The sequence below is a fragment of the Enterococcus sp. AN402 genome (assembly GCF_040719405.1).
Classification (GTDB): Bacteria; Bacillota; Bacilli; order Lactobacillales; family Enterococcaceae; genus Enterococcus; species Enterococcus faecalis.
The window spans coordinates 2,792,638-2,815,097 of the sequence record NZ_JBFDTM010000004.1; the positions used below are offsets into that span (position 1 = coordinate 2,792,638).

The 22,460-nt window shown below is 39.7% G+C and carries 24 protein-coding genes; 22 read left to right on the forward strand and 2 right to left on the reverse strand.

Features of this window, described 5'->3' with window-relative positions:
- Positions 1-53 precede the first annotated feature (53 nt).
- Both AB1I62_RS14950 and AB1I62_RS14955 read left to right on the forward strand, forming a co-directional pair.
- Positions 54-653, forward strand: a complete 600-nt coding sequence (locus AB1I62_RS14950) for a MarR family winged helix-turn-helix transcriptional regulator (protein WP_002359022.1) — start codon at positions 54-56, stop codon at positions 651-653.
- Positions 653-2,437 carry an ABC transporter ATP-binding protein gene (locus AB1I62_RS14955; RefSeq protein ID WP_077932656.1) on the forward strand — a complete coding sequence of 595 codons (1,785 nt, stop codon included), beginning with the start codon at positions 653-655 and terminating at the stop codon, positions 2,435-2,437. Before AB1I62_RS14950 ends, AB1I62_RS14955 begins: the two co-directional genes overlap by 1 nt.
- A gap of 257 nt (positions 2,438-2,694) precedes the next feature.
- Here the strand turns inward: AB1I62_RS14955 and AB1I62_RS14960 are convergent, their stop codons facing one another.
- The gene (locus AB1I62_RS14960; protein WP_367019389.1) at positions 2,695-3,582 is read right to left on the reverse strand and encodes a MurR/RpiR family transcriptional regulator; all 888 of its coding nucleotides are present in this window, start codon (positions 3,580-3,582) and stop codon (positions 2,695-2,697) included.
- Positions 3,583-3,958: 376 nt separating this feature from the next.
- On the opposite strand from AB1I62_RS14960, the gene gnd reads away from it, so the two are divergent.
- The 13 genes from gnd to AB1I62_RS15025 all read left to right on the forward strand — a co-directional run bounded on the left by gnd (position 3,959) and on the right by AB1I62_RS15025 (position 13,878).
- Positions 3,959-4,894: a phosphogluconate dehydrogenase (NAD(+)-dependent, decarboxylating) gene (gene gnd / locus AB1I62_RS14965; protein WP_226062306.1), complete on the forward strand. Its 936-nt coding sequence runs from the start codon at positions 3,959-3,961 to the stop codon at positions 4,892-4,894.
- Positions 4,895-4,906: 12 nt separating this feature from the next.
- The gene (locus tag AB1I62_RS14970; RefSeq protein ID WP_010778003.1) at positions 4,907-5,908 is read left to right on the forward strand and encodes a D-isomer specific 2-hydroxyacid dehydrogenase family protein; all 1,002 of its coding nucleotides are present in this window, start codon (positions 4,907-4,909) and stop codon (positions 5,906-5,908) included.
- Positions 5,909-5,922: 14 nt separating this feature from the next.
- On the forward strand, positions 5,923-7,029 hold the full coding sequence (locus tag AB1I62_RS14975; RefSeq protein ID WP_010778002.1) for an iron-containing alcohol dehydrogenase family protein: 1,107 nt from the start codon (positions 5,923-5,925) through the stop codon (positions 7,027-7,029).
- Between the two features lie 12 nt (positions 7,030-7,041).
- Entirely contained in the window at positions 7,042-7,878 is an 837-nt protein-coding gene (locus AB1I62_RS14980) for a PTS sugar transporter subunit IIC (protein WP_002354902.1), read from the forward strand.
- Between the two features lie 20 nt (positions 7,879-7,898).
- Positions 7,899-8,771 (forward strand): PTS system mannose/fructose/sorbose family transporter subunit IID, encoded by an 873-nt coding sequence (locus AB1I62_RS14985; RefSeq protein ID WP_002354903.1) that lies wholly within the window; start codon positions 7,899-7,901, stop codon positions 8,769-8,771.
- A 21-nt stretch (positions 8,772-8,792) separates the two neighbouring features.
- Positions 8,793-9,299, forward strand: a complete 507-nt coding sequence (locus AB1I62_RS14990) for a PTS sugar transporter subunit IIB (protein WP_002354904.1) — start codon at positions 8,793-8,795, stop codon at positions 9,297-9,299.
- 77 nt (positions 9,300-9,376) lie between these two features.
- The gene (locus AB1I62_RS14995) at positions 9,377-9,829 is read left to right on the forward strand and encodes a PTS sugar transporter subunit IIA (protein ID WP_002354905.1); all 453 of its coding nucleotides are present in this window, start codon (positions 9,377-9,379) and stop codon (positions 9,827-9,829) included.
- Positions 9,830-9,852: 23 nt separating this feature from the next.
- Positions 9,853-10,926, forward strand: a complete 1,074-nt coding sequence (uxuA, locus tag AB1I62_RS15000; protein ID WP_010778001.1) for a mannonate dehydratase — start codon at positions 9,853-9,855, stop codon at positions 10,924-10,926.
- 4 nt (positions 10,927-10,930) lie between these two features.
- Positions 10,931-11,584, forward strand: coding sequence for a bifunctional 4-hydroxy-2-oxoglutarate aldolase/2-dehydro-3-deoxy-phosphogluconate aldolase (locus AB1I62_RS15005; protein ID WP_010778000.1), 654 nt, complete (start codon positions 10,931-10,933; stop codon positions 11,582-11,584).
- A gap of 167 nt (positions 11,585-11,751) precedes the next feature.
- Positions 11,752-12,222 (forward strand): ASCH domain-containing protein, encoded by a 471-nt coding sequence (locus tag AB1I62_RS15010; protein WP_002354908.1) that lies wholly within the window; start codon positions 11,752-11,754, stop codon positions 12,220-12,222.
- Between the two features lie 175 nt (positions 12,223-12,397).
- Positions 12,398-12,616, forward strand: a complete 219-nt coding sequence (locus AB1I62_RS15015) for a YdbC family protein (protein ID WP_002381076.1) — start codon at positions 12,398-12,400, stop codon at positions 12,614-12,616.
- A gap of 16 nt (positions 12,617-12,632) precedes the next feature.
- The gene (locus tag AB1I62_RS15020) at positions 12,633-13,517 is read left to right on the forward strand and encodes a YicC/YloC family endoribonuclease (RefSeq protein ID WP_002398169.1); all 885 of its coding nucleotides are present in this window, start codon (positions 12,633-12,635) and stop codon (positions 13,515-13,517) included.
- Between the two features lie 55 nt (positions 13,518-13,572).
- Positions 13,573-13,878: a hypothetical protein gene (locus AB1I62_RS15025; protein WP_002383233.1), complete on the forward strand. Its 306-nt coding sequence runs from the start codon at positions 13,573-13,575 to the stop codon at positions 13,876-13,878.
- 43 nt (positions 13,879-13,921) lie between these two features.
- Here the strand turns inward: AB1I62_RS15025 and AB1I62_RS15030 are convergent, their stop codons facing one another.
- Positions 13,922-15,403, reverse strand: a complete 1,482-nt coding sequence (locus AB1I62_RS15030; RefSeq protein ID WP_002398168.1) for a DUF1958 domain-containing protein — start codon at positions 15,401-15,403, stop codon at positions 13,922-13,924.
- 222 nt (positions 15,404-15,625) lie between these two features.
- Here AB1I62_RS15030 and gmk point away from each other — a divergent pair, with 222 nt between their 5' ends.
- The 7 genes from gmk (at position 15,626) to rsmB (ending at position 22,460) form a co-directional block, all read left to right on the forward strand.
- Positions 15,626-16,240, forward strand: coding sequence for a guanylate kinase (gene gmk / locus AB1I62_RS15035; RefSeq protein WP_002354915.1), 615 nt, complete (start codon positions 15,626-15,628; stop codon positions 16,238-16,240).
- A 4-nt stretch (positions 16,241-16,244) separates the two neighbouring features.
- Entirely contained in the window at positions 16,245-16,547 is a 303-nt protein-coding gene (gene rpoZ / locus AB1I62_RS15040) for a DNA-directed RNA polymerase subunit omega (protein WP_002354916.1), read from the forward strand.
- Between the two features lie 148 nt (positions 16,548-16,695).
- Positions 16,696-16,842: a putative holin-like toxin gene (locus AB1I62_RS15045; protein WP_002383235.1), complete on the forward strand. Its 147-nt coding sequence runs from the start codon at positions 16,696-16,698 to the stop codon at positions 16,840-16,842.
- 345 nt (positions 16,843-17,187) lie between these two features.
- Positions 17,188-19,620, forward strand: coding sequence for a primosomal protein N' (priA, locus tag AB1I62_RS15050; RefSeq protein ID WP_104859293.1), 2,433 nt, complete (start codon positions 17,188-17,190; stop codon positions 19,618-19,620).
- Between the two features lie 26 nt (positions 19,621-19,646).
- The gene (gene def, locus AB1I62_RS15055; protein WP_002371656.1) at positions 19,647-20,141 is read left to right on the forward strand and encodes a peptide deformylase; all 495 of its coding nucleotides are present in this window, start codon (positions 19,647-19,649) and stop codon (positions 20,139-20,141) included.
- Complete coding sequence (gene fmt, locus AB1I62_RS15060; RefSeq protein ID WP_002368448.1) at positions 20,134-21,075, forward strand: methionyl-tRNA formyltransferase; 942 nt, start codon at positions 20,134-20,136, stop codon at positions 21,073-21,075. The genes def and fmt overlap by 8 nt, the downstream gene beginning before the upstream one ends.
- Positions 21,076-21,080: 5 nt before the next feature.
- A complete protein-coding gene (gene rsmB, locus AB1I62_RS15065) occupies positions 21,081-22,460 on the forward strand; it encodes a 16S rRNA (cytosine(967)-C(5))-methyltransferase RsmB (RefSeq protein WP_002368447.1) in 1,380 nt (459 codons plus the stop codon).

Below are 22,460 nucleotides of genomic sequence, written 5' to 3' on the forward strand. Positions count from 1 at the left end.
CTATTTAGTTCGTTAGCTTATATATAAACTAAATAAATTTTTTGGAGGAAATTATGAAAAAAACAGATATTTTAAATAAACTATTAAAAATTGCTCAACAACCTTACTTAATCTTTGCTTCTAGCATAGAGGAGAAACCAGATAACACTTTTGAAACGTTAAAATTGCTTGCTTCTGAAGAAAATGTAACAGCTGGAAGAATCGCTGAATATTTAGATATAAAACCTTCTAGTGTGACACAAATCATAAAAAAATTAGAGTCTGTTAAAGCAGTTAAACGAGTCAAAAATGAATCAGATGCTCGGGTCACATTCGTTGTATTGACCGATAAGGGACGAGAAAGTTTAAGTACTCAAGGAAATATTTCTAATGGATTTAATGAAGAAATGTTTAAGGGCTTTTCAGAGGAGGAACTAGAGTCTTTAAATAATTATTTAGAACGTATAGAAAAGAATATTTCTAGTGAAGAATTTTTAGATAAAATTGAAACAATTTTTGGCGACGATAAAAATTGGGAACATTTCAGAAAAATATCAGCTAGATATGGTAGAGCTAGAGAACAGATGATGGGACATGATGGCTTTGGTAGATTTGGTGAATTCAATGGTGAATACGGTGGCTTTGAAGGATGGAAGAGAGGTCGGAGAAGATAATGGCAGTAGGTGGAGGCGGCAAAAATAGTCATGATTCTATCCGAGCAGATAAAACAAAATTTTCGTTTAAAGAATTTTTAGGCTTAATCAAGATGACAGAGCCTAACTATTTACTGCTTGGCATTGGGATGATATTTCTTGTGATTTCTTCTAGTATCCAAGTGTACGTTCCAAAACTTGCTTCAAGTTTAGTCAATAATTTTCAAAAGGGAGTAGATTATAGTTTATTAGGTAAAGTTGTTGGATTATTTATATTTTCAGCACTCGTTTCTGCATTAGGAGGGACAATTTTAGGTATTTTTGGTGAAAATGTCATCCAAAATATGCGTAAACGCTTATGGAATAAATTAACTATTCTAAAAGTTTCTTATTTTGACTCTGTTAAAGCGGGTGAAATATCCAGCCGGGTCGTAAATGATACTAATCAAGTTAAGCAATTGTTAGCCGTTACTTTTCCTCAAACAGTTGCCAGTGTGATTACAGTTATTGGTACGGTATATATGATGATTAAAATGGATTGGCATATGTCGCTTGCTATGGTAATTGCTGTTCCTGTTGTAATCCTTTGTATGATTCCAGTAATGGCATTTGGTTCAAAAGTTAGTCACATTCGCCAAGATGCTATGAGTCAATTTAATGGACTTGCTACTGAAACGTTGAGTGAAATTCGTTTAGTCAAAACTTCTAATGCTGAATCTCAGGCGCAGGTTCGTGCTGCAAATGAAGTGGATCGGTTATTTAATGTAGGGAAAAAAGAAGCAATATTTGATGCATCTATGCAACCAATTATGATGATGGTCTTTATGAGTATGGTATTTGGGCTATTAGCATATGGGATGCATCGAATTGCCATTGGTGTGATGACAATCGGAACATTGATGAGTTTCTTAATGTATCTATTTAATCTTATTGGTGCCATGCCAATCATTGCGACGTTATTTTCTGAAGTAGCTAAAGCAGCAGGATCAACACGACGAGTGCAAGAATTGTTATCTAGAGAACCTGAAGACTTTGAAAGTGGACAAGATATTGATTTATCGGAAAAGACTTTATCAGTTAAAAATGTAAAATTTTCTTATGAAGATGCACCAGAGGAACCTATCTTAACAGACATTTCTTTTACTGCTCAGCCAAACCAAGTAATTGCTTTTGCTGGCCCATCAGGTGGCGGGAAATCGACGATTTTTAGTTTAATTGAAAGGTTTTATGAACCTACAGAAGGACAAATTAAATTTGGAGATATTGACATAAAAGATATCAAATTATCAGATTATCGTCGTCAAATCGGCTTTGTATCACAGGATTCTGCGATTATGGCAGGGACAATCAGAGATAATCTAACGTATGGATTAGAAGAAAACTTCTCAGATGAACAACTATGGGATGTCTTGGAACTAGCATATGCGCGAAAATTTGTAGAAGAAATGCCAGATAAATTGAATACGGAAGTCGGTGAACGTGGCGTTAAAATTTCTGGAGGACAAAGACAGCGTATTGCAATTGCTCGTGCATTCTTGCGGAATCCCAAGATTCTAATGTTAGATGAAGCTACTGCTAGCCTAGATTCAGAATCTGAGATGAAGGTTCAAGAGGCATTGTCCAATTTAATGGAGGGCCGAACGACATTGGTTATTGCCCATAGATTGTCGACAATTGTTGATGCGGATAGCATTTACTTTGTTGAAAAAGGGAAAGTAACTGGTTCAGGAAAACATGATGAGCTAGTAAGTAAACATAAAACTTACGCTAAATATGTGTCCGAACAATTTAAAGTAACGGAATGAACGAAATAAGCAAATTTAAAATGAAGCTAAGACAACACGTGCATTAACTAATTGTCTTAAGATTTAGAAAGAACTTGGACATAACCCCCAAGTTCTTTTTTCTAACTTATTTTTACCCACAAGATAAAAAGCGACCAAAAAATTGGTCGCTTTTGAAATACCTCCATGATAGTTCACTTGCTTCATAAAATGTAGAGTCACGGTATAAAGCCAATTTGCGAGGACCGATATTACAAAAATAAGCACCATTCAGATCTTTACGACAAATAATGCGGATCGGTCTTAGTCGTGCTAATGTTATCACGGATTTTTTTCAAGGAATCGGCATTTTGATCAAAATTGTGATACATCGTATTTGTATATAAAATATCCATTACCGTTAAGTAACTAATCCGTGAAGCCAAGGATTCCGCACGAAACAAGCCTTCTTCGGTGACGACAATAATTGCTTCGTCGGACAAGCCTGCCAACTCTGAACCGCTGTTACCGGTTAACGTAATCATTTTTGCGTTGGTTTTTTTTACTTGTCGTGCTAGGTTGATTGATTCTTTTGTTTTGCCTGAATGGGAAAAAATAAACACGCAATCTTCACTGGTTAATTTTGTGACAAAGCTTAACTGCATGTGGTAATCAAAAATGTAGTTGCATCGATAGTTGGTCCGAATGAATTTATGGAAACTATCAAAAGCCACAATCGAGGAGCCGCCTTGCCCAAAAAAGTGAAGCGTTTTGGCAGAGTACATCAAAGCCAACACGTTATCTAACAGCTCCTTTGTTAAGAACTGTGTGGCGTTACTGAGGGAATAAATATTGGCTTGTAAGACTTTTTTAGCAATGGTAATACTATCATCATCTGGTGAAATATCATTGGCGCCATTCACGCTATTGACGTTTTGAAAAGTCGGCTGATAATTAGAATTTCTGGCGATATCAATTTTAAATTCTTGGAACCCAGAATAGCCAATCTTTTTTACAAATTGATACACGGAAGATTGGGAGACGCCAATTTCGTTGGCCAGACTTTCTAACGTCATTTGTGTCAATAATGATTCAGAATGAACAAAGTAATCGGAAATTTTCTTTTCTGTGAGGCTCAAATTCGGTTTTTTAATCCGAATCCGTTGATCCAAATAGTGGTTTTTCATTAACACGTTCCTCCAATCTTATTTTTTTAAAAATAGAATGAATGCCTTTTCATTGTTGGTATAGACTGATTATAGTGGAAAAAGAGGACAAATACAATTTCTCTTTTTCTCCACAAAAAAGAAATTCTTTAAAAAAAAGCCAAAAAAAATAAATAATCTTTTTTCTGAAAAATGAAGGGGTCTTGAAAAGACTTCTCTCAACTAAAGAAAGTAGCCAGTAAAAAGAACGTGATACCAAGAGATTTACTTGTGTTTTTTGTATGAAAGCTCCTTAAAAATAAAAACGTTTTACCTTTTGAGTAGGCAAGATTTTTGCTAAAAAATAAAAAATATTTTTTAATTAGTGTAATCGTTTACATTATTTTTTTTATCCTTTATGATTGAAGTATCAAAAGAGGCAGGTGAAAGAAAAATGGACATTGGCTTTATTGGACTTGGGAAAATGGGTTTGAACATGGCATTAAATGTTCACGAACAAGGCTGGCCCATTATTGGCTTTGATGTAACAAAGGAAGCAAGAGCGACTGCTAGAGAGCAGGGGCTTTCCGTTGTAGATTCGTTGCCGGAACTGTTGAAAGCGCTTAACAAAAGGAGGGTGATTTTTTTAAGTACCCCCGCTGGTCAGATTACCAATCAATTAGTGGCAGAATTGGTAGAGCAATTAGCACCAGAGGATATCATTGTGGATAGTGGCAATTCAAATTTTCATGATAGTGTCGCGAATGCTCAACTTGCCAAGGAAAAAGGAATTTATTTTATTGATTGTGGTACTTCTGGTGGCATCAAAGGAGCGCGGGAAGGAGCGTGTTTAATGGTTGGCGGTGCGCCTGAAGCTGTCAAAGTGTTAACCCCATTTTTTGAAGATTTAGCTTGTGAACAAGGGTATCTTTATGCTGGGAAATCAGGAGCTGGTCACTATTTGAAAATGGTGCATAACGGGATTGAGTACGTCATGATGCAAGCCATGGGCGAAGGATTCAATTTATTAGAAGCTGCCGAATATGATTTTGCGTTGGAGAAAGTAGCCGATGTGTGGAATCACGGCTCGATTATTGAAGCTCGCTTGATGGGCTTAGCGAAAGAGGTTTTTGCGGAAAATCCTACGTTAGCCAATCTAGAAGGGAAAGTGGCAGCAAATGGCGAAGCCAAATGGATGATTGAAGAAGCATTGCGTTTGGAGATGCCCGTCCCAACTACGGCGTTGTCCTTATTTACTCGAAATGAAAGTATGCTAGCAAATCATTTTTCAAACAAAGTGGTCGCTTCTTTGCGACAAGGATTTGGCGGGCATGAAGTCGTAAAAAGTCAGTAAAGGAGTTTAGTCATGTTAAAAAAACAAAAAATTGCCATAGTGAATTCCAGTAGTTTTGGTCAAATTTTTCCTGAACACTTAACGCGCTTAGAAAAGATAGGCACCGTGAAGCATTTTACAGTCGACAGTGAAATTGGTGGCAAAGTGTTAGCGGAACGTTTACAAGGATATACGATTATTATTGCTAGCGTGACGCCATTTTTCACGAAAGAATTTTTTGAACATAAAGATGAATTGTTGCTGATTTCTCGCCACGGCATTGGGTATAACAACATCGATTTAGACGCTGCAAAACAGCATGACACAATTGTTTCCATCATCCCAGCTTTAGTAGAACGAGATGCCGTGGCGGAAAACAATGTCACAAATTTACTAGCTGTTTTACGGCAAACCGTGGCTGCAGATGCCAGCGTTAAAGCAGATCAATGGGAAAAACGAGCGAATTTTGTCGGTCGGACGTTATTTAACAAAACTGTGGGTGTCATTGGTGTTGGGAACACAGGAAGTTGTGTCGTGGAGACGTTACGAAACGGATTTCGCTGTGACGTGTTAGCGTATGATCCCTATAAATCCGCCACTTATCTGCAAAGTTATGGAGCCAAAAAAGTAGACTTAGATACGTTGCTAGCTTCAGCAGACATCATTTGTTTATGTGCCAATTTAACTGAAGAAAGTTATCACATGATTGGCTCGGCGGAAATTGCCAAGATGAAAGACGGCGTCTATCTTTCCAATAGCGCACGAGGCGCCTTGATTGATGAAGAAGCCATGATTGCCGGTTTGCAATCGGGCAAAATTGCTGGGCTTGGGACAGATGTTTTAGAAGAGGAACCAGGTCGGAAAAATCATCCTTATCTTGCGTTTGAAAATGTAGTAATGACGCCGCACACCTCCGCTTATACCATGGAATGCCTGCAAGCGATGGGAGAAAAATGCGTGCAAGATGTGGAAGACGTGGTGCAAGGTATTTTACCTCAACGGGCAGTGCAAGAAGTCAGTCGTTACGTTAGTTAAGAAGGAGGAGGAGCATGTTAACTGATTTAAAAGTGAAAGTTGGACCGCAATTTTATCGTTACCACGAAGGCGCCTTAGCTTCGGTGCCGTCACTTTTCAAGGAATATCACGCCCAACGAATTTTGGTGGTGCATGGCACCGTATCCTTTGAAAAAGCTCAGCCATTTTTGCCCTTCTTGGCAGATTCAGAGTATCAATTCTTCTATCACACTTACACAGGAGAATGTAGTTATTTTGGCGCCGAACAAATTTCACAGCAAATAAAGGAACACCAGATTGACTTTCTTCTGGGAGTCGGCGGCGGTAAGTTAGCCGATTTAGTGGGCTACAGCGCCCATTTAAACAATCTGAATTTTGGCTTAGTCCCTACTTTGGCTAGTAACTGTGCGCCGTGGACACCGTTAGCTGTGATGTATCAAGAAAATGGCGCGGCCGAAGGCAAAACGGAACATTTCTTTCGCCAAGCTGCGTTTTTAATCACTGATCCTAAGTTGCTTCTGGATGCGCCCCGTGATTATTTTGTCGCTGGTTTAGCTGATACGTTAGCGAAATGGTATGAATCAGAGACCATTTTACGCCAAGCCCATTTGCAAGGGGAACCCTTTTTGCAATTAGCGGGAGCGACCGCCAAGCTTTCGCAAGAAGCGATTATGCGGGACTCAAAAACAGCCTTAGCAGCGATGGACGAGGGCAAACTCACGCCTGAATTTGTCCATCTTTCAGAAATTGTTTTCGCTGTTTCTGGATTAGTCGGCGGCTTCGGCGACAAATACGCCCGCAATGCAGCAGCACACGCCATGCATGATGCTATGAGTAAATTTTTACCAAAAAGTCATGACTATTTACATGGCGAAAAAGTAGCTTACGGCATCTTCTATCAATTAGCATTGGAAAAAAGGTGGGCCATCATAGACGCATTAATCCCCTTTTATCAAGAGCTAAACTTACCCATGTCGTTACGACAAATGGGCCTTTACCCAGAAGAAGAAGCAGTACTCGATGCAATGGTTCAATTTATTGATTCAAAAGAAAAGGTTCATTTAATTCCTATTGAGATTTCGGAAGAACGTTTACGTCAAGGGATTGAAGAGCTAGAAAAGTATATCCAAAACCAAGGATAAGAAGGAGGAACTATGGAAACGTTAAGTGTTTTACAAAGTTTGATAATGGCGCTTTGGGTGGCAGCAATTATGTCCAGATGGCTTGGAGGAGGAGCAACGTTAACGTTGCGTTTCTCGCCCTTAATGACAGGGTTAGTAGCAGGTTTAGTGATGGGCGATGTCCCGAAAGCGATGATCGTCACCGCAGCATTACAAATGATTTACATGGGTGTTTTTTCACCAGGTGGCTCTATGCCAGCAGAACCATCAATTGCGGCAGCGATTGCTGTGCCAGTTGCGTTGCTAGGGAATTTGAAGCCGGAAGCGGCTATCGCCGTAGCGGTTCCTGTCGGTCTTTTAGGAAGTTATTTATATCAATTCCGTTTCTTTATTAACACGTTTTTAGGGAAGTATACCGATCGTGCGGTGGCTGAACTAAATTCTAAAAAAATTGCCCGCTCAATTATCTGGTATCCAACGATTGCCTCATTTATTTTATTCGTTCCATTAGTCTTTTTTGCTCTTTATCTAGGGGCACCAGTCATTGCCGATATTATTAAAGCATTAGAAGGAACCGTTGTGATTCACGTGTTAGAAGTAGTCGGTGGTGGTTTAGCCGCAATTGGGATTGCGACAACGGTCTATGTCATTGGTCGAAAAGATTTCTTGGTTTTCTTTTTCCTTGCATACTTCATGAGTATCGTCTTTAAGTCATTGGAAATTACCATGGTAACGTATGCCATCTTTGGCGTAATTATTGCGTTAATTTTTGTGCAAGTCCAAAAAGGCAAACCTGTAGCAGAAAGTGCTGGTTCCGCCAGTGCCACCACTGATTTTGATGATGATGACGATTACGATGACGGGTTTTAAAAGAAAAAGGAGGAACTGAAATGACGGAAACAACAGAAAAAGTCGTGCCGAAAACAACGAATTTAGCACCAGAAGAAATTACCAATAAAGATGTTACAAAAGCCTATCTCCGTTGGCATTTTGCCAATGAAATTCCCCATTCCTTTGAACGTTACTTGGCGCCTTCGTTATTGTACGCAATGATGCCACTTTTAAAGAAATTATATAAAGACGATGAACAATTAAAAGCCGCTTATATGCGTCAACTGCTGTTTTTCAATACGCAATTAAGCTGGGGCGGCGGGGTCATTACTGGGTTGATGGCTTCCATGGAACAAGAGCGGGCCAAAGAAGAACATGAAGGCCGCGAAATCATGATGCAAGATGATTTAATGTATAACACCAAAGCTGGCTTGATGGGCGCGTTAGCGGGGATTGGTGATGCGATTGACTCAGGTACGGTTCAATATATTTTTATTGCGATTGCGGTGCCGTGGGCGCAACAAGGTAGCGCATTAGGTGCGATTTTCCCCTTTGTCGCGTTTGCCCTTTATCAAGTACTGCTAGGTGTGTTCTTTGCGAGACAATCATTCAAAATGGGGCGGAATGCTACAGGCTTAATGCAAAGTGCTGGGATTCAAAAAGCCATTGAAATGTTATCTGTTTTAGGGTTGTTCATGATGGGGATTTTAGCTGGTAATTATGTCAAAGTTTCTTCAACCCTTCAATTTAAACTTTCTGGCCGTGAGTTTGTGGTCCAAGATATCCTTGATCAGATTGTCCCAGGACTCTTGCCGCTAGCTGTCGTAATGGGCGTGTATTGGTTCTATACGAAAAAAGGCTTGAAAGTTACGCAAGCATTATTGTGGTTAACAGGTATTTTAATTGTCTTAGCAACAGTCGGTATTTTATAAAAAGAAAAGGACGTGAATCAGATGGGCGTAGTAAATTTAGCAAGAGTAGATGAACGATTAATTCATGGACAAGTGATGGTGACCTTGTCCCAAAAAAGTGGCGTTAATTCCATTTTCGTTGTCGATGAAGTGGTGGCAAAGGATAAATTTATGCGTGATTTATACAAAAGTGCAGGCAGTCGGACAGGACAAAAAACCATTGTCATTACGCCGGAAAAAGCTAAATTTTATTGGGATGAATACCAATTCAAAGAGTACAACTGTATTTTAATCGCTAAAACCGTCTCTGTAATTTATGACTTAGTAAAACACGGAGTCCCTATGAAGGAGTTAAACATCGGCGGTATTGCACAGAAGAATCCAGAAAAAGATTTATTAGTAACCAAATCAGTTTATTTAAACAAAGAAGATGCCGAAAAATTAAAAGAGCTACATGAGGTGTATGGCGTAGAAGATATTTATTTCCAAGCAACGCCTTCTGCACCAAAAACTAGTTTAAAAGAGGTTTTAGGCAAATTTAATTTATAAAAAAGGTCAGTCGCTTGAGTCATTGCATGACTGTTTGAAATAATGACTCAAGCCACTGAATTGAAGGAGGAACTTTTATGTTAGGGATTGTGATTGCTACACACGGTGCACTAAGTGACGGTGCGAAAGACGCAGCTACCGTGATTATGGGCGCAACCGAAAATATCGAAACCGTTAATCTAAATAGTGGAGACGATGTCCAAGCACTAGGCGGGCAAATTAAAACAGCGATTGAGAACGTCCAACAAGGGGATGGCGTGTTGGTCATGGTTGACTTATTAAGTGCGAGTCCTTACAATCAGGCAGTTTTGGTGATTAACGAACTCGAACCAGCACTACAAAAGAAAATCTTTGTGGTGAGTGGTACCAACCTACCAATGGTCTTAGAAGCGATAAACCATCAATTATTGGGCACACCGATTGCTGAAGCGGCGCAAGCGATTGTTGCGCAAGGCAAAGAAAGTGTGCAAGCATGGGATATTTCTATGACTTCCTTTGAGGATGAAGAGGATGAGGACGATGATTTTTAAGAATGTAGTAAAGGGTGAAAGCAATGAAATGGGGATTTAGATGGTACGGAGCGGCAGGCGATGCCATTCCGTTAAAACACATTCGACAGATTCCAGGAATTACTGGCGTTGTCGGTACCTTGTTAAATAAACTACCAGGTGATGTTTGGACAGTAGCCGAAATTCAGGCACTTAAACAATCGGTGGAACAAGAAGGATTAGCACTTTTAGGAATTGAAAGTGTCGCTATTCATGATGCCATTAAAGCGGGAACGGATCAACGAGACCACTATATTGATAATTATCGCCAAACGTTACGTAACTTGGGGAAATGCGGAATTTCCTTAGTGTGCTACAGTTTCAAACCTATTTTTGGTTGGGCTAAAACGGACTTGGCGTATGAGAATGAAGATGGCAGCTTATCGTTGTTATTTGATCAAGCTGTGGTAGAGCACATGCAGCCAGAAGACATGTATCAATTAATTCACAGTCAGTCAAAAGGATTCCGGTTACCAGGTTGGGAAGAGGAGCGTTTGCAACAATTTCAAGAATTGAAAGCTATGTATGCCGGCGTAACAGAAGAAGATTTGGTCGAAAATTTGCGCTACTTTTTAGAACGTGTGATTCCTGTCTGTGAAGAAGAAAATATCAAAATGGGGATTCACCCCGATGATCCACCTTGGGAAATTTTTGGTTTGCCAAGAATCACTAAAAATTTAGCGGATTTGAAACGAATCCTTTCCTTAGTGGACTCACCAGCAAATGGGATTACATTTTGTACAGGTTCCCTTGGTGCGGATCCGACGAATGATTTGCCTACTATGATTCGTGAAATAGGTCACAGAATTAATTTTGTTCATTTCCGCAATGTGAAGTATTTAGGTGAGCATCGTTTTGAAGAAACGGCGCATCCTAGTGTCGCTGGTTCGTTAGATATGGCGGAATTAATGCAAGCACTGGTAGACGTAGGGTATGAAGGCGTTATTCGCCCTGACCATGGGCGGGCAATTTGGGATGAAAAAGCGATGCCTGGTTATGGTTTATATGATCGAGCAATGGGGTTGACCTATATTCAAGGACTGTACGAAGCAACCAAAGCCAAACAAAATAGGAAGTGACAGAATGGAAACAAAAGTTGAAAAAAATCAACTGTATCAACAATTAGCGACATGTAAACTTTTACCACTATACACTGCAACAGATTTACGCTATTTGCCACAAGTAGAATCAGTCTTAGTAGAAAACGAATTACCGTTTATTGAAGTCACTTTTCGGAGTCAGCTGGCCTTGCCTGCCATCAAACAACTTGCTGCTTCAGGAAATTTAATAGTAGGCGCAGGAACTGTTCGAACCTTGAAAGAAGCCCAAGAGGCAGTAGCGAGCGGTGCACAGTTCATTGTTTCCCCAGCGATTGTTCCAGAAGTCATTGATTTTTGTCTGGCAAATGAGGTGCCTATTTTTCCAGGAACAGCTACGCCTGGGGAGATTCAGCGAGCGCTGGCGTATGGCTTACGAGTGGTTAAATTTTTCCCAGCCGATATTTACGGCGGGTTAAAAGCCATTAAAAGTTTAAGCGGTCCGTTTTATGATGTTCAATTTTTACCAACTGGTGGGATTGATGAAACAAACTTTATAGAGTATGTGGAAGCAGAAGAAGTATTAGCAGTGGGCGGATCCTTTATTTTATCGGAAAAGATGCTTCAAGAAGATGAAGCTTCGGCACGCCAGCATGTTCAATCTTTACTCACGAAAATCAAAGAACGACAAGCAAAATAAAAAGATGGGCTAAGTTTTGTTACTTAGTCCTCTTTTTTTTCTGTCCAAATACTACTGTCATTATTTTAGTTTTCATTTTGTAAAAATAGTATAGGAGAAAAGCAATCAGTTATGTATAATTAGTGAAAGAAGGTTGCGTGAAGTAAAAATAAAAAGGAGAGCAAAGGATGTTAAAAAATGTAGAAGTGTTCTGGCAAAACTTTTTAGATAAACATGAATTAGATATGTTGATGCCCGATGTGTGGATGTTTGGTGATGGCTCTTCTGAGATGGGTAACCGTTTGGGTCAATTGGTTGTTTCTGGTCGTAAGACAGCGACATGTTCTTCTTTAGATATTTATAAGATGGAAGAAGAACAACTCCCTAAAGCTGGTCAATACGACATAATTTTAGATGGTCAGTCTCAACCGCTGGCTATTATTCGAACAACCAAAGTTGAAATTATGCCCATGAACAAGGTCTCAGAATCTTTTGCACAAGCGGAAGGTGAAGGAGATTTGACATTGGATTATTGGTATGAAGAGCATGCGCGGTTCTTTAAAGAAGAACTGGCCCCCTATCAGCTACAATTTTATCCCGACATGCTGTTAGTTTGCCAAAGTTTTGAAGTGGTGGATCTTTATACAGAAAAAGAATAGACAGAGAAGCGGTGACTGACACTATTGAAACGAGCAGTCGTCGCTTTTTTTACTGATTTTTTGAAAAAGTTGCGTATGTTTATATAGACAGGGTGATAGAAAAGAGATGTGTATTTTAAGTGTCGAGGAAAAGATGGTACAATAACCTAAGGAATACTAACAAGGAGTGAATGTTATGAAAGAAGAATTTTCATATGAAATTTTAGAAGAAGTCGCTGTGTTATCTGAGAATGCTCGTGGCTGGCGTAAAGAATTGAATTTAATTAGTTGGAATGGTCGTCCACCAAAATTTGATTTGCGTGAGTGGGCCCCTGATCACGAAAAAATGGGTAAAGGCATCACCTTAACTAACGAAGAATTTGCTGAATTAAGCAAAACAATTAAATCCATGTAAAAGGAGCACCCTGTCAATGAAAAGTATGACTGGATTTGGAAAAAAGACCATTCAAAATGAAAATTATCAATTGGATGTTGAAGTCAAAAGTGTCAACCAGCGGTTTTTAGATATTCTATTGCGTATGCCAAAGGAACTGAATGCCTATGAACTGGTGATTCGGCAAGTAATCAAACGCACGTTAAAACGTGGACGTGTGGAAGTCTATGTAAATCTCCAAAAAATCGGCAACAATCAAAAAGAAGTACGCGTGCAGTGGGACTTAATTGATCAATTATTAACTTCGGTAGATCAACATTTAAAGGAAAACTATCCGGAAGCAACGTTTGATGCAGGGGACACGGTCAACCATTTATTAAAGCAAAATGATTTTGTCGAAATAGTGGAAGCAGAAATCGTTGATCAGACATTTGAACCATTTCTTGTTCAAGCATTTGAAGCAGCCATCGCTAGTCTTGACCAAAGCCGTGTGCAAGAAGGAACGCAAATTAAACAAGTCCTGCTTGACTATGTAGCAGTGTTGACCCAATCAATTCAAGAACTGCAAGCGTTTGTGGGCGTTTTTGAACAAGAATACCGTCAACGTTTTGAAGCGAAATTAAACGAATGGTTAGGTAGCCAAGTGGATGAAACACGCTTATTAACAGAAATGGCCATTTTATTGGAAAAAGGCGATATTCATGAAGAATTAGATCGTTTGGATATCCATATTGATAAGTTGCATCAGTTGCTTGACGAAACAGAACCAGTGGGCCGAGAACTAGATTTCTTAATTCAAGAAATGAACCGTGAAGTCAATACGATTGGTTCGAAATCAAGTCCAATTGAAATAAAAAATAGTGTCGTTCAAATGAAAACAACCTTAGAAAAGATTCGTGAACAAATTCAAAATGTCGAATAGAGAAAATGGTTTCGTGTTTTTCCAGAAAACGCTATAATATAGAAGTAACGAATAAATGACAGAGGTGAAAGCAATGACTAAATTTTATGATGTAACCTTTCAAGAATTAAGTGGTCGTTCTGTGGTAAAAACAGAAGTCGCTTCAGACAGAGAACCATTTGACGTCTGGCAAGATGCTTGTGCAAGCTATTCTGAAACAGAATTAAATATCCAAATTAACGAAGACACGTTTGTTACTTTGAATCGTCATTTTGTTGTTCGCATTGACGTGAAAGAAGTTGACGGCCCTGTCGACAAACAAGTTCGTCGTCGCGATGAATTGATGAACGTGGTCAATACGCTTTCTAATATGGGCTTATAAAAAATGCCACCAAGCATTTCACGCTTGGTGGTATTTTTTTTAATTAGAATAAAAGAAACAAGCCAACGGCGCATAGGAAAGAAAGAACTGCGGCACTTAAAAAGATTGTCCGCATGGATGCAGTTTTACTGCTTTCTTTGCCGTGTTTTTTCTGACGTTCTAAACGTTTTTGAAGCTGACGGGTAATTACTGAGAAAATCAGCCCGAAAAGGACTAAAACACTTGTGGCAATCGATTTGGGAATAAAATGATTCGGTTCTGCAACGGTGGTGTCCCCAGAATGTTCGTTTGATTCTTCCGCAGCTTCCGCTGTTGTTTGTTTTGGCTTAACTTCTTGGTAAGCCACTTTTGGCGCTTGAACCGTACTATTTAATAATGTCAAGGGCGTGTCGACTTGCACCTGCCCTGCTACTAATTTAAAAGTAGGCTGACTGCCTTTGGGAACGACACCGTATAAATCGTTAGCCAAAGTGACTTTTTTGTGATCAATGGTTTGTGGTCCTTTGTCTAAAAGTTTTTTGCGTTCGTATGTCGTATAGGCATAGTCCAGCAAAGCATTCCCAGCCACATGCCGTTCGTATTCACCATCTTGGTTTTGCCAATTACCAACGCCTAAAATGACTTCAATTAAACGGAAATCTCCTTGTTTGACAGTCGCAATATAGTTAAAGCCGCCTGTTGGACTAGAGCCTGTTTTTAAACCATCCACGCCTTGATAACCATACTTAGCGCCTGGTAAAGAATAATTGTATGCTTCAAACGTTTCCTCGTAAGGCGTGCCGACCATTGTTTTCACCACTGGTTTATTGGTGATTTCTAAAATTTCTGGATAATTTTTCAGAAAATGATAAGTTAGTGAAGCTAAATCTCTAGCTGTAGAGACGTTATCGCCATTTGGGTCAATTCCTTGCATTTGATACAGGCCGTTAAAGGCACTTGCTTGCGCCCCACTGCAGTTGTAATAGGTAGTATTTGTCATCCCTAATTCAGCCGCTTTTTGATTCATTAAATGAACAAAGTCAGTAGGCTGGTCCCCTGAAATTAAATTTGCCAACATGAGAGTCGCCACATTAGAAGAGGGGACAGCAATCATTTTTAATAGTTCACGGACTGGATAAGCAACACCTAACGTAATTTTGTTATTACTAATGGCATATATTTTAGAAATATCGACATCTTTTTGCGTAGCAGTCACAGTGGTATCCATTGTAAATTTTCCTTGCTCCATTGCTTCAAAGGCCAAGTACATGGTCATCACTTTGGCAATACTGGCAGGATTCCACGCTAAATCTGGTTGCTGCGACCAGAGAATTTCTCCAGAATCAGCATCAACAACGATGGCTGCTTTGGGAATGCCATCCTCTTTCAGGGTCGTCCCCATTTTTTTAGCAATCGCGGTAATATCTTCTTCTGCGTGAGTCACAGTAGGTTGGGCAAAAAAGGCCCCACAACTGACGACTAAGCCTAGCAGAAACAATGTAAATGGTTTAATTCGTGCGATGTTTCTCAGTCCTTTCTTATTCACGTTTTTTCATCCTAAAGGAGTCATCACTTCATTTTACTTAAAAAATGGCTGCCTGTATAGGAATTCTAGGTAATTTGTTTAAAAAAAGAACAAGTTATGAAAGCCAAATTAAAGAAGAAATGTTATTTTTTCAGTGAATCTCCAAGAAAGTCTTGAAAATTGCAGAAAAAAAGTGCAAAATAGAACTAATACTGTGAAATTATGTTTTGAAAGGAAGTCGTTATGTCAGAGCGCGGGTTATTAATCGTATTGTCAGGTCCTTCAGGAGTGGGGAAAGGGACTGTAAGAAAGGCTATTTTCGACAGTGAAGAAAATGATTTTCAATATTCAATCTCAATGACCACTCGGAAACAGCGAGAAGGCGAAGTGGATGGAGTAGATTACTATTTCCGTTCAAGAGAAGAATTTGAAGCGATGATTGAAGCTGGAGAAATGTTGGAATATGCGGAATATGTTGGTAACTATTATGGGACACCATTAACGTATGTTAACCAGACGCTAGATGAAGGCAAAGACGTCTTTTTAGAAATCGAAGTCCAAGGGGCTAAACAAGTCAAAGACAAAGTGCCTGATGGCGTATTTATCTTTTTGACACCCCCCGATTTAGCGGAATTAAAATCAAGAATTATTGGCCGCGGAACAGACGAAATGTCTGTGATTGAAGAACGAATGGCTGTGGCCAGAGAAGAAATCGAAATGATGGCGCTGTATGATTATGCGGTAGTGAATGATGAAGTTCCTTTAGCCGTGCAACGAATTAAAGACATTATCGCGAGTGAGCACTTCCGTGTTGACCGTGTAATTGGAAAATATATTAAAATGTTAGAGGAGATGTAGCCTTATGATGTTAAAACCGTCAATTGACTCATTATTAAAAGAAGTCCCTTCAAAATATTCTTTGGTTATTTTAGCAAGCAAACGTGCGCATGAATTAGATGAAGGCGTTCAACCAACCGTTGAATCCTTTGATTCTGTAAAAAGTGTAGGTCGTGCGTTAGAAGAAATCGAAGCAGGAACAGTGATCAGTGATCCAAATCCTGAAGAAAAACGCGAACGTCTACGCATTGAACGTGAAGAACGCAAACGCCAACGTGAACAAGAACAAAAAGAATTAGAAAACCGTTTACGTGACGAAAAAAATTAATTGAATGAAAAACAAGTCTATGATTGAAGCTTTCTTCAAGTAAAGGCTTGTTTTTTTGTGATTGCAAATGTTGTGGGATGACTTTTGTGGTATACTGTTTTTGTAGATAAGTTATGACGGTGGCTACTTCTGGAAGGTGGTGGTGCTTATGAGCATAAGTACTGAAATCTATGAAAGGGGAAAGCCGTATTTGTCCGCATTAGATGTAATCGGACTAATTTTCGACTTTGGTTTATATACCATTGCGTTGATTAGTTTGGTTGTCACTTTGCTAAAAAAAGACAAAAAGAAATAACCAGTCATAAACTTTGAACGGTTAACTGGTTATTTCTTTTTAATTAAGTAAAAACTAAGTTACTGTCATGATTCTACAGTTAGAGAGATGGACCAACATCTCTCTTTCAAAATGATTATACCATAAAAAAATGTAGAGTGCTAACACTAGTTAGCAGTGTAAGTTTCAAAGTATTTTAAGAGGATTACTAAAAGCTACTTTCTTAGATCATTTGTTTAGGAAAGCTAGCTTTTTATATTTTAAGGGGAAATTAACTAAGCTTAACAACAACGAGACACACAAGACAAATCAGTCAATCTTTAGTACAATAGGCAAAGAGAATTTACATAAAAAGGAGGACGCACCATGCAAAAAGTAGCCAAAGTTATTGTGGATGTACCAACGATGCAAACCGATCAACCATTCACTTATTTAGTTCCTGAAAATTTAAATGAGCAATTGGCTGTCGGCATGCGTGTAGAAGTGCCTTTTGGTAACGGTAATCGGCATGTTCAAGGGTTTGTTCTAGCCATTGAACCAATGGCTGCAACGGTTCTTGACGAAACCAATGTTCAGTTGAAAGAACTAGTGGCGGTGTTGGATTTAAAACCTGTCTTAAATACAGAAATGTTGGCTTTAGCTGATTATATGAAGGAAAAAACGTTTGCTTTTAAAATCACTTGTTTGCAAACCATGTTGCCTAGCGTAATGCGTGCCGATTACCAAAAATATATTTATTTAACGGATGAGCTTTCTGAAGAATTACAAGATCAGTTATTTTATGGTTTAGAGGAAATTTCGTGGGACCAAGCGCAAGAACGTGGGCTTTTGCCTCAACTAATGGCGTTGCGTAAACAGCAAAAAGTCGATATTCGCTACGAAGTTACGACGAGAAATAAAGTAAAAATGGTCCGCTTCATTCAAGCCGCTAAGGAATTTGAACAACTAGAGGAAATTCGTTTGGGTTTACGCAAGGGAGCTAAGAAGAAAGAGCAACTTCTTTACTATTTACAACGCTTGGGCACTGAAAAAATCACCGCTGTGAAGGAAATGAAAGAATTAGGTTTCAGTACCGCGCTTTTAAATGAAGCGGCCAAAAACGGCTGGTTAACGTTCATTGAAAAAGAAGCGTATCGTGATCCGTTTGCTAATCAGACGTTTGAAAAAACGACTGCGTTATCTTTGAATGCAGAACAACAGGTGGCTGTGGAAACAATCTTACAATCTGTCCAAGAACAGCAAAGCCAAACCTACTTATTGGAAGGTATTACAGGAAGTGGGAAAACAGAAGTTTATCTACAGGTCATTGCAGAAGTTCTTAACCAAGGCAAAACAGCCATTATGCTTGTCCCTGAAATTTCTTTAACTCCGCAAATGGTGCAACGCTTTAAAAGTCGCTTTGGCGAACATGTTGCTGTAATGCACAGTGGCTTATCGCAAGGTGAAAAATACGATGAGTGGCGGAAGATTGAACGAGGAGAAGCGGAAGTGGTGGTTGGCGCGCGTTCAGCCATTTTTGCGCCAATCGAAAACATCGGCGTGATCATTGTTGATGAAGAACACGAGGCAAGTTATAAACAAGAAGAAACCCCGCGCTACCACGCGAGAGATTTAGCGATTTGGCGTTCGGAGTACCATCATTGCCCTGTTGTTTTAGGCAGTGCCACGCCGTCCTTGGAATCACGCGCTCGCGCACAAAAAAATGTTTATCAGCGGTTACGATTAACACAGCGTGCCAATCAAGCGGCAACCTTGCCTACGATTGATGTAGTGGATATGCGGCAAGAAGTAGAAAATGGCAATGTCTCTTCTTTTTCCATGTCGTTGCAAGAAAAACTCCAAGAACGCTTAGAGAAAAACGAACAAAGTGTTCTCCTACTTAATCGCCGTGGCTATTCGTCATTTGTGATGTGTCGCGATTGTGGCTATGTGTTGCCGTGTCCGAATTGTGATATTTCCTTAACTTTGCATATGGATAGTAAAACAATGAAATGTCATTATTGTGGGCATGAAGAACGGATTCCTTATCGCTGTCCTAACTGTGGCCAAGATAAAATTCGCTACTACGGAACAGGCACACAAAAAGTAGAAGAAGAATTACAAACGTTATTACCAGAAAGTCGTATTCTCCGAATGGATGTTGATACGACCCGTCGCAAAGGTGCGCATGAAAAGATTTTGCGAACATTTGGTGAAGGACAAGCGGATATCTTATTAGGCACACAAATGATTGCCAAAGGACTGGACTTTCCAAATGTGACGTTAGTCGGTGTCTTAAATGCTGATACCGCCTTGAATTTACCCGATTTTCGTTCTAGTGAACGGACCTTCCAGTTATTGACACAGGTCAGCGGTCGCGCTGGTCGCGCTGAAAAACCGGGGGAAGTCATCATTCAATCTTTTAACCCCGAGCATTATGCGATACAATTGGCAAAAGCCCAAGATTATGAAGATTTTTATACAAAAGAAATGTATATTCGTCATCGTGGGGATTATCCACCGTACTATTTTACGGTCCAAATTACGGCCAGCCATCCTGAAGAGAATGAAGCAGCGAAACAAATGTTTCAAATTGCGACGAAATTAAAACAAGGCTTATCGCCGCAAGCTATTTTGTTGGGACCAACGCCCAACGCAATCATGCGTGTCAACAATCGTTACTTTTATCAAGTGATTATCAAGTATAAACAAGAACCAATGCTTCGACCATTATTGAAAGAAATTTTGACCGATACACAACGAGCAACGGCTCGTGGTTTAAAGCTTTCCATTGATGCAGAACCCATGAATTTTATTTAAAAAATACAGCTTTGAAAGGAGCACTTATGCGCTATCCAGTTGTGATTCACCCGAACGAACACTTAAAAATGAAGGCTCAACCTGTGACGATTATTACCGATGAAATTGTGCAGTTACTAGAGGATATGTATGAAACAATGCTGGCCCATGATGGGATTGGCTTAGCAGCCCCGCAAATTGGGAAAAATTTGCAAATGGCAGTGATTGAAATCGATGAAGAATCTGGTCGTTTTGAACTAATTAATCCTGTGATTATTGAAAAAAAAGGAACCAGTATTGATGTGGAAGGCTGTTTAAGTATTCCAGAAACATATGGAACCGTTGAACGAGCAGATGAAGTGACTGTCCGTTATTTTGACCGTGAAGGTGAAGAAATGGAAGTTACGGCTTACGGCTATTTAGCTCGAGCTTTTCAACACGAAATTGATCATTTGAACGGCGAGTTATTTATCGACAAAATGATTGAGAAAATTGCACCAGAAGATTTAGAAGCGTATATGGAGGAACATTTTGATGACTAAAATTGTATTTATGGGCACACCAGCCTTTTCTGTTCCGATTTTAGAAAGTTTAATCGAGGCAGGCTATGACGTTCAAGCGGTTGTCACGCAACCAGATCGACCAGTTGGCCGAAAAAAAGTGATTACCCCAACGCCTGTCAAAGAAGCAGCTTTAAAACATAACTTATTAGTCTTACAACCAGAGAAAATTTCAGGTTCTCCTGAAATGGAAAAAGTGATTGACTTAGCACCAGATTTAATTGTGACAGCAGCCTTTGGACAATTTTTACCAGAGAAAATTTTAAAAGCGCCCAAACTAGGTGCGATTAATGTCCATGCCTCACTTTTACCAAAATATCGTGGCGGCGCACCTGTACATTACTCGATTATTGAAGGAGAAAAAGAAACAGGCGTCACGATTATGGAAATGGTGAAAAAAATGGATGCTGGCGCGATTTTAGCGCAACGTGCAATTCCGATTACGAAACAAGACGATGTAGGCACCATGTTTGAAAAATTAAGCATTCTAGGAAAAGAACTTTTATTAGAAACGTTACCCAAGCTAATTGCTGGCGAAATCACGCCTATTCCACAAGTGGAAGAAGAGGCTACTTTTTCACCAAATATTACCCGGGAACAAGAACGAATTGACTGGCAAAAAACTGCTGAGGCAATTGATAACCAAGTGCGTGGTATGCGTCCTTGGCCAACAGCGTTCACAACCTATCAAGGGACCAACTGGAAAATTTGGGCAGTGACACCACTGACTGAAACAACAACCAGCGCCCCAGGAACGATTATCCAGCGTAGTAAAAAAGCGCTATGGATTGCTTGTGGTGAAGGGACAGTCCTTCAAATTGATCGCCTGCAACCAGCAGGTAAAGGTCAATTAACGATTCAAGAATTTTTAAATGGCGTCGGTCAAAATGTCGCAGAAAAAGATAAGGTGGACTAACAAAAATGGCTGAAAAAATCCCCAAGAAATTAAAACGTTCTGTTCGATACGTTGCTTTAGAAACCATCGAACGTGTGGATAAAGGTGGGGCGTACTCCAATCTTTTACTTAATGAAATGATGACAAAATCAGAACTAAGCGAGAAAGATGGCCGCTTGTTTACAGAACTTGTCTACGGCACAATTAGTCGCAAATTATTGTTGGAATACTACTTAACACCATTTGTTAAGAAACCGCAAAGAGTCGATAATTGGGTGAAAAATTTATTGATTTTATCGTTATATCAATTACTTTATTTAGATAAAGTGCCCGATCATGCAGTCATTAATGAAGCGGTTGAAATTGGCAAACGTCGTGGCAATCCTGGGATTGGTAAATTCGTGAATGGCGTGCTGCGGGCGTTCCAACGAAATGGAGCACCTAGTTTGGCCGCAATTAGCGATCCAGTTGATCGTTTAGCCACGGAAATTAGCATGCCACGTTGGTTAACAGAAAAATTACTTGCCCAATTAGGCGAAGAAGAAACACGGCAGTTAGGTTTATCATTATTTGAAAAAAGCCATGCGAGTGGCCGAGTAAACACACGGTTTATTTCACGAGAAGAAGCGCTGGAAGAATTACAAGAAACAGGGATTGCCGCGAAGGAAAGTCAACTTTCCCCTTATGGTGTTGTCGCTGAAAAAGGCTACTTAGCTGGCAGTGAACTGTTTATTAACGGTTGTTTAACCATTCAAGATGAAAGCTCTATGCTCGTGGCTCCAGCGATGCAAATTGAACCGCATCATCGTGTCTTGGATGCTTGTGCGGCTCCTGGTGGCAAAACGACTCATATCGCAACTTTTTTAGAGGCTGAAGCAGGTGGTCGTGTGACCTCTTTAGATATTCATGCGCACAAAATTAAGCTAATTAATGAAAATGCGCAACGCCTCCATGTGGCGGATGTCGTCCAAGCAGAAAAGCTTGATGCGCGACAAGTGGCCGAAGAATTTCCCGCAGAAACCTTTGATCGGATTTTAGTTGATGCACCATGTTCAGGCTTAGGGCTAATGCGCCGTAAACCAGACATTAAATACCATAAAACGGCCAATGATTTTCAAAATTTACCTAAAATTCAGTTAGAAATCTTAGAAAGTGTTGCCCCAACACTAAAACAATGGGGTATAATGGTCTATAGCACTTGTACTATTACGCCAGAAGAAAATCAGGAAGTAGTGGCAGCCTTTTTAGCCAAACACCCTGAATTTGAAAAAATTGAAATTGTTGCAAATGAAAATGTCCAAGCAGTAGTAAAAGAGCAAGAACTGGTTCTGTATCCCCATCAATACATGACAGATGGCTTCTTTATTTGCTGTATGCGGAAAGTTAGTTCAAATGAGGTGAAATAA